This is a genomic window from Streptomyces sp. NEAU-YJ-81, assembly GCF_017592595.1.
Lineage (GTDB): Bacteria > Actinomycetota > Actinomycetes > Streptomycetales > Streptomycetaceae > Streptomyces > Streptomyces hygroscopicus_B.
In genome coordinates this window covers 186,676-199,710 of record NZ_JAGFNO010000010.1, presented here as the reverse complement: position 1 = coordinate 199,710, position 13,035 = coordinate 186,676, and the positions used below count along the sequence as shown (strand labels likewise).

General features: G+C 71.7%; 12 protein-coding genes. 3 read left to right on the top strand and 9 right to left on the bottom strand.

The features are described 5' to 3' along the window. Nucleotides 1-101 precede the first annotated feature (101 nt). Nucleotides 102-860, top strand: coding sequence for a GNAT family N-acetyltransferase (locus J5X86_RS23400; RefSeq protein WP_208518697.1), 759 nt, complete (start codon nt 102-104; stop codon nt 858-860). Then, a complete protein-coding gene (locus J5X86_RS23395) occupies nt 857-1,714 on the top strand; it encodes a 1-acyl-sn-glycerol-3-phosphate acyltransferase (protein ID WP_208518696.1) in 858 nt (285 codons plus the stop codon). The genes J5X86_RS23400 and J5X86_RS23395 overlap by 4 nt, the downstream gene beginning before the upstream one ends. 82 nt (nt 1,715-1,796) lie before the next feature. On the opposite strand, the gene paaK is transcribed toward J5X86_RS23395, so the two are convergent. Beyond that, nucleotides 1,797-3,104 carry a phenylacetate--CoA ligase PaaK gene (gene paaK, locus J5X86_RS23390; RefSeq protein ID WP_208518695.1) on the bottom strand — a complete coding sequence of 436 codons (1,308 nt, stop codon included), beginning with the start codon at nt 3,102-3,104 and terminating at the stop codon, nt 1,797-1,799. A 233-nt stretch (nt 3,105-3,337) separates the two neighbouring features. On the opposite strand from paaK, the gene J5X86_RS23385 reads away from it, so the two are divergent. Next, a complete protein-coding gene (locus J5X86_RS23385; protein ID WP_208518694.1) occupies nt 3,338-3,850 on the top strand; it encodes a hypothetical protein in 513 nt (170 codons plus the stop codon). A 212-nt stretch (nt 3,851-4,062) separates the two neighbouring features. On the opposite strand, the gene J5X86_RS23380 is transcribed toward J5X86_RS23385, so the two are convergent. The 8 genes from J5X86_RS23380 to J5X86_RS23345 all read right to left on the bottom strand — a co-directional run bounded on the left by J5X86_RS23380 (nt 4,063) and on the right by J5X86_RS23345 (nt 12,994). After that, nucleotides 4,063-4,836, bottom strand: a complete 774-nt coding sequence (locus J5X86_RS23380; protein ID WP_208518693.1) for a sugar phosphate isomerase/epimerase — start codon at nt 4,834-4,836, stop codon at nt 4,063-4,065. Then, nucleotides 4,833-6,776, bottom strand: coding sequence for a DUF2264 domain-containing protein (locus J5X86_RS23375; protein WP_208518692.1), 1,944 nt, complete (start codon nt 6,774-6,776; stop codon nt 4,833-4,835). The genes J5X86_RS23380 and J5X86_RS23375 overlap by 4 nt, the downstream gene beginning before the upstream one ends. A gap of 48 nt (nt 6,777-6,824) precedes the next feature. Further along, on the bottom strand, nt 6,825-7,805 hold the full coding sequence (locus J5X86_RS23370; RefSeq protein ID WP_243981213.1) for a hydroxyacid dehydrogenase: 981 nt from the start codon (nt 7,803-7,805) through the stop codon (nt 6,825-6,827). A gap of 47 nt (nt 7,806-7,852) precedes the next feature. Further along, complete coding sequence (locus J5X86_RS23365) at nt 7,853-8,767, bottom strand: carbohydrate ABC transporter permease (protein ID WP_078639216.1); 915 nt, start codon at nt 8,765-8,767, stop codon at nt 7,853-7,855. Beyond that, nucleotides 8,767-9,714 (bottom strand): carbohydrate ABC transporter permease, encoded by a 948-nt coding sequence (locus tag J5X86_RS23360; RefSeq protein WP_208518778.1) that lies wholly within the window; start codon nt 9,712-9,714, stop codon nt 8,767-8,769. The genes J5X86_RS23365 and J5X86_RS23360 overlap by 1 nt, the downstream gene beginning before the upstream one ends. Nucleotides 9,715-9,788: 74 nt before the next feature. After that, the gene (locus tag J5X86_RS23355) at nt 9,789-11,147 is read right to left on the bottom strand and encodes an ABC transporter substrate-binding protein (RefSeq protein WP_208518690.1); all 1,359 of its coding nucleotides are present in this window, start codon (nt 11,145-11,147) and stop codon (nt 9,789-9,791) included. A gap of 100 nt (nt 11,148-11,247) precedes the next feature. Continuing rightward, nucleotides 11,248-12,330 carry a LacI family DNA-binding transcriptional regulator gene (locus tag J5X86_RS23350; protein WP_208518689.1) on the bottom strand — a complete coding sequence of 361 codons (1,083 nt, stop codon included), beginning with the start codon at nt 12,328-12,330 and terminating at the stop codon, nt 11,248-11,250. Nucleotides 12,331-12,430: 100 nt separating this feature from the next. After that, entirely contained in the window at nt 12,431-12,994 is a 564-nt protein-coding gene (locus tag J5X86_RS23345; protein WP_243981140.1) for a sigma-70 family RNA polymerase sigma factor, read from the bottom strand. Between the last annotated feature and the right edge of the window lie 41 nt (nt 12,995-13,035).

Below are 13,035 nucleotides of genomic sequence, written 5' to 3'. Positions count from 1 at the left end.
GCAGTGCGCGCCGCCTCAGCGCACCGCACGGCGAGTGAGGCGTTTCTTCCGCTCTTCCCCAGTCCCCACCGCTCCTGACTTCCCTTGAACGGAGAACAGGAATGTCCGTGCTCACGACGTCCTCGACGACGGCGCCCACCAGCTCGTACGTCACCTCGATCGCCCACACCCAGGAGCAGATCCACGCCGCGCAGCGGCTGCGCTACCAGGTGTTCGGCGAGGAGAGGGGCGGCCGGCTGGACGCCGCGGTCGACGGCCGCGACGTGGACGAGTTCGACGAGATCATGGACCACCTGATCGTCACGGACACGGCGACGGGCACCGTGGTCGGCACCTACCGGCTGCTTCCCCCCGGGCGCAGCGAGCGGCTCTACTCGGACACCGAGTTCGATCTGCGCGGCCTTCCGACCGAGGTCCGCTCGTCCATGGTCGAAACCGGCCGGGCCTGTGTCCACGCCGATCACCGCACGGGCGCGGTCATCAACCTCATGTGGGCCGGTCTGGCCCGCTATGTGCTGCTGTCCGGCCATCGCTATCTCGCGGGCTGTGCCTCGGTTCCGCTGGCCGAGGGCGAGGGGGCGGCCGCCAACGCCTGGCTGCTCGGCACCAGCAAGCACGCCGCCCCGCCCGAGATGCGGGTTCACCCGCTCGACCCGTGGATACCCTCGCGGCCGCTGGACGGCGAGCCCAGCTACGCCGACCTGCCGCCGCTGCTCCGCGGCTATCTGCGGGTCGGCGCCTGGATGTGCGGCTCCCCGCAGCACGACCGGGCCTTCAACGACGCCGACTTCTTCGTGCTGCTGGACACCGAGCGGATGAACGACCGCTACCGCCGCTACTTCCTGGGTGAATCCCAGTGACCGACGCGGCCGCGATGAGTCTGCCCGAGCACGCCTGGGCGGGCTGGTCCCCGTGCACTCCCGGCTGTGTCTCCCACGCCGCCGACCGCGTCCCGGCCACCCGGGGCGCCCGGCGGGCCGCGGTCTTCGGCCGGGCCGTGATGGGCGCGCTGCTGTCCGGGCGGCGGATCGCCGAGCCCGAGACGCTGCGGGCGCGTGCGGCGACGCTGCTGGACTCCCTCGGCATCCGGCTGGAGGTGACGGGCGACAGCACGCTCAGCGCGCCCGGCGGCACCGGCACGCTCGTCGTGGCGAACCACATCTCCTGGCTGGACATCCTCGCGCTGCTCGCGGTGGAGCCCGTGGTGATGCTGGCCAAGCGGGAGATCGCGGGCTGGCCGCTGATCGGCTCACTGGCCACCCGCGCGGGGACGCAGTACATCGACCGCGGCTCGTTGCGCCAACTCCCCGAAACCGTACGGGAGATGGCGGCCCGGATGCGTGACGGCCAGTCGGTGATGGCCTTTCCGCAGGGCATCACCTGGTGTTCGGGCACGGGTGGCAGCTTCCGGCGGGCCACCTTCCAGGCCGCGCTGGACGCGGGCGCGCCGGTGCGCCCGGTGACCCTGGAGTACGTCCAGCACGGCGTCCCGACCACGGTGGGCGCCTTCGTCGGCGAGGACGACTTCGGCGGCTCGCTGCGCCGGGTGCTCCGCGCCGACGGGCTCACGGTGCGGGTGGCCGTGCACCGTGCGCTGCGGCCGGTGCGGGACGTCGACGACCGGCGCACGGTCGCGGCACAGGCCCAGGCGACCGTCTGCGGGGCGCGGTTGCCCCTGCATCAGGAGTTCCCCGCCCTCGAACTGGCACGCTGAGGCCGTCCACTCCGGGCCCTCCGCTCCGGGCCCTCCGTCCCGGGCGCCGCGTCCCGTCCAAGGACGGCGCCCGGGGCGGTGCTCAGCTCTCGGTCCGCCGGTCCTTGACCCGGCGGATCTTGCCCACGGAGCGCTCCAGCGTCTCCGGGTCCACGACCGCCACCTCGACCGTGAGCCCCACCCCGTCCTTCACTCCCCGGGCGATCGCCGCCGCGGCGGCCGCTCGCTGCTCGGGGCCGATGCCGGGTCGGGCCTCGATCCGCACCACCATATGGTCCATCCGGCCGCGCCGGGTCAGCTCGAGCTGGAAGTGCGGGGCCACCGCCGGGACCCGCAGCACGATCTCCTCGATCTGGCTGGGGAAGACATTGACCCCGCGCACGATGAGCATGTCGTCACAGCGGCCGGTGATCTTCTGGATGCGCCGGAAGGCGGGGCGGGCGGTGCCGGGCAGCAGCCGGGTGAGATCGCGGGTGCGGTAGCGGATGACGGGGAGCGCCTCCTTGGTGAGGGTGGTGAAGGCCAGCTCCCCCTCCTCGCCGCCGGGCAGCACCGCGTCGGTGAACGGGTCGACGATCTCCGGGTAGAAGTGGTCCTCCCAGACGTGCAGCCCGTCCTTGGTCTCCACGCACTCCTGGGCCACCCCGGGGCCGATCACCTCCGAGAGCCCGTATATGTCCACCGCGTGGATGTCCATGCGCTCCTCGATCTCGCGGCGCATCTCCTCCGTCCAGGGTTCGGCACCGAAGATGCCGACCTGGAGGGAGGTGGAACGGGGATCGACGCCCTGCCGCTCGAACTCGTCGAGGAGCGTCAGCAGATAGGAGGGCGTGATCATGATGATCTCGGGCCTGAGGTCCTGGATGAGCCGCACCTGCCGGGCGGTCATTCCCCCGGAGGCGGGGATGACGGTGCAGCCCAGCCGCTCGGCGCCGTAGTGGGCGCCGAGGCCGCCGGTGAACAGGCCGTAGCCGTAGGAGATGTGCACCTTGTGGCCGGGCCGGCCACCGGCCGCGCGGATCGAGCGGGCGATCACCTCCGCCCATACCGCCAGGTCGTGCTCGGTGTAGCCGACGAGGGTGGGGCGGCCGGTGGTGCCGCTCGAGGCGTGGAGCCGCCGCACCTCGCTGTGCTCGACGCCGAACATCCCGAAGGGGTAGGTGTCGCGCAGATCGTCCTTGGTGGTGAAGGGGAACCGGGCCAGGTCCTCCAGGGTGCGGCAGTCCTCGGGGCCGACCCCGGCCGCGCGGAACTTCTCGCGGTACAGCTCGACATGGTCGTACGCATGGCGCAAGGTGGCGCGCAGCCGGGTGAGCTGGAGCGCCCTCAGCTCCTCGGGGCTCATCCGCTCGGCGTCGTCGAGTGGAGCCACACTCAGGGATTCCGCCATGGGCCGTCCACCACCTCCGCTTGCCGACCGAACATTCGGTTACCGTTCGGGCGCGGTCCAGTAATCCAGCATCCGACCTGGCTGTCAAGGGTCCGGACAGCCCGGCCGCGCCGGTACGCACCCGGCCGGACGCGGAACGGTTGCGAGGGCGGTGAACGATCGGCGCCACCCCTCCGTATCCGTAGATGCGGTGGACACAGCCGCGACCCGGATCCGATGCGAGAGGGCCTTTCATGTACGACGCCGCCGACGCTCCGCACCCGCTCCGGACCGCCGGCCGCCCCCCGCGCCGCCATGGCCCGCGCGCGATGGCGGTCGCGGCGGCGATGGGCGCGCTGCTGACCGTCGCCGGATGCGGCGGCGGGGACGGTAAGGCGGATGCCAAGGCGGAGACCGGGGGAAACGCCGCCCGGCCGAGCGTGAGCCCCGCGCCCAAGGCCGCGCGGGTGGAGCAGCTCGCCTCGGCCGCCGGCTGCGAGCCGCAGTTCACCACCAAGGTGGACGACTACCGCCAGGCCGTGTGCAAGACCGCCAAGGGCAAGTTCGTCTTCCTCGACTTCGTCACCGCCAAGGGCCAGCGCGACTGGCTGGAGACCGCGCAGATGTACGGCGGGGTCTATCTGGTCGGCAACCGCTGGGTGCTGTCGTCCTCGCCCAGGAAGAACATGGAGAGGCTCCGGGAGGAGTTCGGCGGCACCATCGAGGAGGAGACCTCCTACGGGGGCGCCTCCCGCGCCCCCCAGTGAGGGTCTTTCCCTTCCCCGCCCCTTCCCGCAGCATCGATATGCGGTTCCGCCGCGTGGCAGGGGCTCACCCCTGGACCCCGAGGTCCAGGGCGGAGCCCCGCCTTCCAGCCCCTCCGGCGTTTGAGGAGCGGGGTCTGGGGCGGAGCCCCAGTTGAGGGAAGGGGCGGGGAGGGGAGCAGCCCGCCGCAGGCGTCACGACCCGCCGGACACCCTTATACGTCGGCGAGCGCCCGCAGCGTGGCCGCCTCCCGCGGCAGCAGCCGCTCGTCGTCCTCCGGCACGAACTCCAGCAGGACATCCAGCGGCGGACCGCCGGACACCGCGGCGCGGTGCGTGCGCAGCCGCTCGAAGGCGCTGCGCCACAGCGGGGCGCGGGCGGTCAGCGGCAGCCGGGTGGTCCCGGGCCACCAGGAGAAGGCGTGCACCGCGGCGATCCGGTCCCCCAGCGCCTCCAGTCCCTTCAGCGCCTCGGCGTCGGGCATGTCGACGGGCGGCTGCCAGTAGGTGCCGACCTCGGCGCGGTCCACCTCGTCCAGCAGCCGGAGGGTGTGGTCCGCGCCGTCGGTCAGGGTGTTCCGGTGGAATTCGTAGGCGAGTTCCACCCCCGCGTCCGCGGCGAGCGCGGCGGCGCGCCGGGTGTCCTCGACGACCGCGCGGCGCGCCTCGGGCGAGGTCTCCCGGGTGCCGGTGGCGCCCGCCCAGATCCGGATGCGCGGGGCGCCGAGCGCCACGGCGGAGCGGAGTACCGCGTCGAACTCCTCCGGGTCGCCGCGCCCGGCACGGTAGTAGGAGCCGTACGAGGCGACGGCGAGCCCGGCGGCCACGGTGGCGTCGCGGACCCGCCGGGCGGTGTCCTCGTCGCCGGGCGGCACATGGACGTCACCGCCCCATTCGACGCACTCCAGGCCCGCTCCGGCCACGGCGGCGATCACCTGGTCCGGGTCGAGCGGGCGCAGCGTCACCGAGCAGATGCCCAGCCGCGTCATGCGCCCGCCTCCGTGACGGTGGGCGCGTCGCCCGCGCCGAAGTCCACCACGACGCCTTGGCCGTCCGGCAGCCGTACGGTGACCGCGAGCCCGTTCACCTCGGCGGTGGCGAGATCGACGAGGGGGGCCGGGTCGCGTTCGCCGGTGAGCGAGGCGAGTGCGACGAAGAGGGTGCCTGCGGGGTCCTCGCCGACGGTGCCGGTGAGTTCGGGGACCAGGGCCCATGGACCGTACGCGGTGCCCTGCGGCGCCCTGACGGCGGTGGCGCTCTGCCAGCCGTGCAGTCCGAGGAGCTGACCGGTCACCTCTTCCCCGTCCAGCCGTATCTCGGCGCCCTGTTCGGTCTCCGCCGGGGTGCCCGGGGGCAGGGCGACGGCCCAGCCGCTGTGGTGGACCCGGGTCCCGGCGGGGACGCCCACGGCGCGGTGGACGCGCACTTCGAGCCGGCCGCGGACCAGGGTCAGGCTGTCGACGCGGATCGAGGGCACCTTGGGGCCGGCGTCGGGGAAGGCGGGGGTGTGGGAGGAGGCGAGCCAGTCGGGGCCCGCGGCCAGGGGGTGGATGCGCAGCCGGGCGCTGCGCACTCCGCGCACCTCGATGGCGATGTGGTTGTCGGGGGTGTTGTCCGCGCTGGTGGGCCCGGTGCGGGTGGAGTAGGCGAGTCGGGCGTAGAGCGGGTCGGCGGGCCCGTGCTCGGCCTCCCAGGGGCGGAGCTTGTAGCTGCCGTGGTTGTGCAGCCGCACCAGCCCGTCCCGGCCCGTGGTCTGGACGAGGAACCCGGCGGCGGGCAGCGCCAGCGCCCGGTCCGGCCCCTCGGCGGGCGCGGCCTCCTCGGTGGCGGTCCACACCGGGTGGTCGGGCGGGAGCAGCAGGGCGAGGAACCCCTTGGAGGCCCAGTAGGGCGAGCCGGGCCCCGAGTAGCGCTGCAGGGTCGCCGCATGCGGCCCGTACCAGCCCAGGCTCAGCACCCCGTCCTCGGTCAGCGCCCCGCGGTCCAGGAAGTGGCGCAGCGCTCCGCTGAGAACGCGGCGGGTGGCCCCGGGGGCGAGGGGGGTGTGGCCGGTGAGGGCGCCGAGGGCCACCGAGGCGACGGCGGCGAAGCGGTAGGTGAGGGAGCGGCCGTGGTGGATGGGGGCACCGTCGGCGTCGAAGAGCAGCGAGAAGCCCTCGATGAAGGTGCGCAGCCGGGGGCCGAGCCGGTCCAGCAGCGCTTCGTCGCCGGCGAGATGGGCGTGGAGCAGCGGGTACATGTGCAGTGCCCAGCCGTTGTAGTGGTCGAACGACCGCCCGTCGCCGTCGGAGTACCAGCCCTGGCCCTCGTACCAGCCCTCCAGGAGGCCGAGCCCCCGCTCGATGGCGCGCGCCGTCTCGGCGTCACCGCGTCCGGCGGACTCCAGAAAACCGGCGACGGTAAGGGGGAAGAGATACCAGTTGTTGGGGGCGGGCTGGTGGCGCAGCGCACCGCGCAGCCACTCCTCGGTGCGGTCCTGGGCGTCGGACGGCAGGGCGTCCCAGGTCCACGGCGCGGTCAGCCGCAGGCCCAGGGCCACGGACGCGGACTCCACCATGGGCTGGCCTTGGGCGCCGTGATGGCCGATCACCGGCCAGGACTCGGCGTCGTCGCGCCCGGGGGTGAGGGTGCCGCGGGCGATGCCCGCGGTGTAGCGCTCCAGGAAGCCGTGCTGGTCCTTGCCCGAGGCCCCGGCGGTGCGGAAGGCGGCGAGGAGGAAGGTGCGGGCGAACCCTTCGAGCCCGTCGGAGCGCACCCCGGACCTCGACGGGGGGCCGGGCAGGTCGATCAGCCCCTGGCCGGGGGTGGCGTAGCGGAGGGCGGCGTGCAGCATGCCGTCCGCGGCGGCCTCCCAGTGGGCGCGGGTGTAGCCGGTGTGGGGGCTGAGGGTGCGGTCGGCGGCGGGGAGGAGGAAGGGGAGCTCGGGCATGGCGGGGTGGGCCTCCTGGGGTCGCGGGACGTGAGAGGGCGCGCCCTCTTACGCCGAACGGTCGAGGATTTCCGGTCGTACGGGGTGGGCGAAGTCGCGGCCGGTGACGTAGTTCTCGATCTCGCCGATGGCCAGGTCGGCCAGGCGGCGCAGCTCACCGCTCTTGGATCCGGCGATATGCGGGGTGATCAGCGCGTTGTCGCAGTCGTACAGCGGTGAGGCGGCGGGCAGCACCTCCGGCACGGTGACATCGAGGACGGCGCGGATCCGCCCGGCCACCAGCTCCTCGGTGAGCGCGTCCTGGTCCACCACCGCCCCGCGCGCGGTGTTGATGAGCGTGGCGCCGTCCGGCATGGCGGCCAGCAGCTCCCGGCTGACCAGCCCCTGGGTGGCGGGCAGCAGGGGGGTGTGGACGCTGATGACATCGCTGCCGGCGAAGAGTTCCCGCAGGCCGACCTGGCGCGCGCCGAGTTCCCGCGCCTCCTGAGCCGTGACGTACGGGTCGTACAGCCGCAGGTCGAGGTCGTACGGGCGGAGCAGCTCGATCACCCGGCGGCCGATGACGGAGGCGCTGAGGATGCCCACTGTCCGGCGGTAGTTGCCGGCGTCCGGATAGCGCTCGTTCCAGTCGATCGTGCGCCGCTCGGCGCGGTAGTCCCGGGCGATGTCCAGGATGCGCTTGTTGGACAGCAGGATCATGGCGACGGTGTATTCGGCGACGGGCACGGCGTTGGCCGCGGCCGCCGAGGAGACCGCGATGCCGCGCTCCCAGCAGGCGTCGGTGATGTGGTGGCGCACGGTGCCCGCGGTGTGGACGACGGCGCGCAGCCGGGGCGCGGCGTCCAGCGCGCGGCGGTCCAGGGGCGGGCAGCCCCAGCCGGTGACCAGCAGTTCGGCATCGGCGAGGGCACGGCGCGCGGCCGGGGTGGTGAAATCGTCGAGGACAAGGCCGGGATCGAGGTCGAGGAGTTCGGTGAGCCGGTCCATACTTCCGGATCCGAGCACCTGCCGGGCGGAGCGCTCGGCCATGGCCAGGGCGGCTCGGGGGCGGTGGCGGGCGGAGATGTGCGGGTCGGTCACTTGACGCTCCCTGCGGTCAGTCCGGACTTCCAGTAGCGCTGCAGCATCACGAACGCCACGATCAGCGGCACGACGGCGAGCAGTGAGCCGATGACCACGAGGGGGTAGTACTCGGGCGAGACGGTGGCGGCGCTGTTCCAGGTGTAGAGGCCGAGGCTGAGCGGATACAGGTGCTGGTCGGAGAGCATCACCATCGGAAGGAAGAAGTTGTTCCAGATGGCCGTGAGCTGAAAGAGGAAGACGGTCACGAACCCGGGCCCGAGCATCCGCAGGCTGACCCGCACATAGGTCTGCAGTTCGCCCGCGCCGTCGACCCGGGACGCCTCCAGCACCTCGTTGGGCACATAGCCGCTGCTGAGCAGGCGGGCGAGGTAGACGCCGAAGGGGTTGAAGAGCACCGGGATGAAGACCGACCAGAAGGTGTTGACCATGCCGATGTTGGAGGCCACCAGATAGAGCGGCAGGGCCAGCACGGTCGGCGGCACCATGACGCCGGTGAGCACGAGGCCGAACAGCTTCTCCTTGTGCCGGAACTCGTACTTGTCGAAGGCGTAGCCCGCGGCGACGCTGATGAGCGAGCCCACCAGGGCGCCGACGACCGCGTACAGCAGGCTGTTGACGTACCACTCGCCGTAGAGCCCGCCGTCCATGGAGAACAGGTCGGAGAGGTTGCGCCCGAAGGAGAAGTCGCCGAAGGAGAGGATGTCGCTGCCGAAGAGGGCGTCGGCGTTCTTGGTGGACGCCAGCACCAGCCACAGCGCGGGCAGCATGGTGTAGAGGGCGGCGATCAGGACCACGGCGTTGGCGATGCCACGGCTGGTCAGCTTGGAGCGCCCGAAGGGCTTGCCGAGCGGTCTGGCCGGCGGTCCCTGGGGGGTGTTCACGGGGGTGGTGGGTGTGGTCGTGGTCATCACGCTCTCCGTTCCCGGCGGCCCGACCAGCGCGTCACGGCGTACGACAGGACACAGGTGACGATCAGGAGGATGACGGAGGCCGCGGAGGCGAGTCCGTAGTTGTTGCGGCGGAAGGCCGCGTCGTAGATGTACATGTTCGGGGTGAAGCGGGAGTTGACCATCGGGGTGGCCTGGTTCATCAGCATGGGTTCGGTGAACAGCTGGAGCGCGCCGATCAGGGAGAACATGCACACCATGACGACGGAGCCCCTGATGATGGGCACCTTGACCTGGAGCGCGGTGCGGATGCCCCCGGCGCCGTCGATGGTCGCCGCCTCGATCACCTCACGCGGCAGCGCCTGGAGCGCGGCATAGAAGATGATCATGTTGTAGCCGAGCCCGCTCCACAGGGCGATATTGACGATCGACGGGAGCACGGTGTGCAGACCGAGGAAGTCGATGGTGATGTCGGCCTGGGCGAAGAGCTTGATGACCGGGCTGAGCCCCGGGGTGTAGAGGTACAGCCAGATGACGGCCGCGATGATGCCGGGAACGGCGTGCGGCAGATAGACCAGCATCTGCGCGGTCCGCCGCAGCCTGATGAGGCCCGAGTCGAGCAGCAGGCCGAGTGCGAGCGCGCTGATGACCACGAGCGGGACGAAGATCACGCAGTAGAGGGCGATGGTGCCGAACCCGGAGAGGAAGCTGGGGTCCTGCAGCACCGAGAGATAGCTGCGAAATCCGGTGAAGACGGTGCGCCCGCCGCCGAAGCCGAGTCCCTCGTGGTCCTCGGAGAAGAGGCTGAGGTAGATGGCGTAGCCGACGGGGACCAGGAACACGGCGACGAGCAGCGCCGTGAAGGGGGTCAGCAGAACGGCGGCGGCGACGCTCTGCTGGCGTCGTCCGGTTCTGCGGGGCGGGTCGGCGGCGGCCGCCGATGGCGGTGCCGCCCCTTTCGAGGACATGACGGTGCTCACGGATTACCTCGGCTCAGGCGGGATGAGGTGCGGCTCGGGGTGAGAAGGAGAGATGACGGGATTCAGCGGGTGGTGACCGACAGGCCGAGGCTCTTCAGATCGGGCATGGTCCGGCTCTGGGCGTCGCGCAGGGCTTTGAGGATGTCGCCGCTGCCGGCACCCGCCTTCGCGAGCCCGTCGTCACCGGAGCTGGTGGTCGAGGTCATCCGCGGGCCCCACTTCCAGGTGGGCGCGATCCGCTCGGCTTCCTTCTGGAAGAGACCGAAGATGTCCTGGCCGGAGTAGTAGCTGGTGTCCATCTCCTTGCGGGCGACCGGCACCAGGCTGGGCACGGACGGGAAGGCGCTGCTGACCCCGCTGGCGAGCTTGGCCTTCAGGGCGCCGGGGCTGGTCACCATCCAGGAGATGAACTCCATGGCCTCCTTGGGGTGCCGGCTGTCCTTGGTGACCAGGAAGGTCGAGCCGCCCTGGGTGCTCACCTTGGGTTTCGCCGGATCCCACTGCGGCATCGGCGCGATGGCCCACTTGCCCTTGCCGTCAGGGGTGGACGCCATCATCGAGCCCGCGGCCCAGGCGCCCGCCAGATAGCCGGCCGTCTCCCCGCTGCGCAGATGGGCCCGCCACTGCTGACTGGCCCCGGGCTCGACCCGCACCAGATCGTCGTCCATCAGCCGCTGCCAGTAGCCGGCGACCTTACGGGTGGGGGCGTCGTCCATGGAGATCTGCCAGGTGTCCCCGGCGGTGTCGTACCACTGCGCCCCGGCCTGCCAGGCGTAGCCCGCCATATAGAGGGTGCCGCCGGTGGTGAAGAGGCTGGCGATACGGGACCGGGGCTGGGCCTGCTTGAGCTTGCGGGCCGAACTCTCGAACTCCGCCCAGGTCTTGGGGACCGGGATGTGGTTCTTGGTGAAGATGTCCTTGCGGTACAGGAAGACCATCGGCTCGATGTCCACCGGTACGGCATAGGTGCGCCCGTCGAAGGTGGTGAGGTCCAGCGCCTGCGGCAGGATCTTCTTGCGTACCGAGTCGGGCATCAGCTCGGTGATATCCCGGGGCACGCCGTCGATGGTGAAACCGGGTAGCTGGGGGTATTCGATGGTGGCGACGTCGGGGGCGTTGCCCGCGCGCGCGGCGTTGCTGAGCTTGGTCCAGCCGCCCTGCTCCCCCGAGGGGACCTGCTGGAATTCGACTTTGATGCTGTCGTGGGTGCGGTTGAACTCGTCGACGACTTCCTGACTGCCGCGCAGCGCCGACCAGAAGGTCAGGCGTACGGGACCGTCGCCGACGGCGTCGGACCCGCGACTTGTCGAGAAACCCGAGCAGCCCGCCAGAACGAGGGCGAGCAGCGTGAGCAGTGCGGTGGTGCCCGCCGTCGCCCGGCGTCCGGTTGCCGAGCGACCTGGGCGTCTATGACCAGGCATGGGCCCTCCCCTGATTCAGCGGTGGAGTCAGGGGAATCTTGAGCGCTTGACTGAAAAGCCGTCAATACATCGAACAGAAGAAACTAAAGCGGTCAAACAATCAGAGAAGTGCGGCGGTGGAATCCCGGACCACCAGCTCCGGCAGCAGCTCCAGATGGCGGGCGGCACCGGCCCACCGCCCGGCCCGCGTCCGCTCCAACTGGCGGGTCAGCAGCTCCAGCGCGGCCTGTCCGACCTCACCCTTGGGCGGGGCCACGGCCGTCAGCGCGATCTGCCCCATGTCGGCCACCACATCGTTGTACGCGACCACCGAGCAGTCACGCGGCACCTCGACACCCGCCTCACGCAGCCGCTGGACCAGCACCAGCGCGTCCATGTCGCCGTGGATCAGCGCGGCGGTGGCCCCGGCGCGGCGCACCGCGTCGGCCAGGTCGGCCGCGCCCGCGTCACGCGGGCGCGGATCGGGCCCGGCGGTGCGCGAACTGAGCATCACCGGGCAGCCCTCACGGATGCCACGGGCCGCGGTCTGCGCGGCGAACTCCGCCCGGATCACCCGTGCGGTGGGGCTGTCGTCGCGCGCCGCCAGCACAATGCGCCGATGCCCCAGCGAGGTCAGATGCTCGAGCGCCAGATGCACCCCGTGGGCGTGGTCCGAACGCACACAGTCCAGGCCGTAGATGGCGCTGCCCCGGTGGGGCCGGCGCTCCACCAGCACCACGGGGAGCTCCAGGGCGCCGAGCCACGCGTGGTCCGCCCGCTCCTCCGCCTCGGTGCGCCAGCGCGGCGAGAGCAGCAGGCCCCGCGCGCCCGCGTCCAGCGCCTGGCGGACCGCGCGCTCGGTGCCGCGCTCGTCCGCGGCGATGTGCAGCGCGAGCCGCAGCCCGGCCTTCTCGGCGGCCTCGCGCGCCGCCTGGACGGCCTCGGTGAGATAGGTGTTGCGCTCGGGGACCACCATGCCGATGGTGTCGCCGGTGGCGGTGGACTCCTGGGCCATCGGCCGCAGCGAGCGCGCCACCCCGTGGCCGCGGCGCACCTCCCCGCGCTGGGCCAGGTCCTCCACGTCCCGCCGTACGGTGACGACGGACACCGCCAGCTCATCCGCGAGATCGGTGATCCGCGCGCTGCCCCGGGCCTCCACCAGTGCCGCGATCCGTGCCTGCCGCTTCCGCGCCGACTCCCGCATGTTCCCCACCCCTGACGCGATCGGCTTTCGTCTGCACTCGAAACACCGCCATAGTAGCGATCATTCGATCAGAAAGCAGTCGGCGGGTGTCCGGAGGTGGTCAGCACTCGGTGACGCCACGCGCCCGCAGGGCCGTCCGCAGGGCCCGTGTCGCGTAGTACGTCCGCGATTTGACGGTTCCGGGAGGCACCCCGAGCGCCCGGGCGGCCTGGCTGACGCTGCGGTCCAGATAGTGCAGATGCAGCAGCACCTCTCTTTGCGGAGGCGCCAGGTCCGCCATCGCGTCCCACACCAGCTGGGCGGTGAGCGCCTGATCGACCGCGTCCGGCGCGGTCAGCAGCGCCAGCTCCGCCTCACCGGCCGTCTCCACCGACCGCTCCGCCTGGTCCTGGCCGCCATCGGTCACCAGGTCGCTGACCACGGTGAACAGCCGGTTACGGACGGTGTCGTCCATGGGGCCGACGTCCATGGGGCGCTGCCAGGCGTGGATCGCCACCTCCTGCACGATGTCCTGGGCCCGGTGCCAGTCCCCGCCCAGCATCCGGGCCGCCAGGCGGTGCAGTGCCGAGCCGTGTCGTCGGTACAGCGTCCTTAAGAAGGTGTCGGCGTCGGTCGTGACGGCCGCCGTGCGGATGTTCATCGTCTCGTTCCCCCCGAGGCTCATGTGTCAATGGCGCGAGCGTAAAAGAAGGGCGACGCCGATTG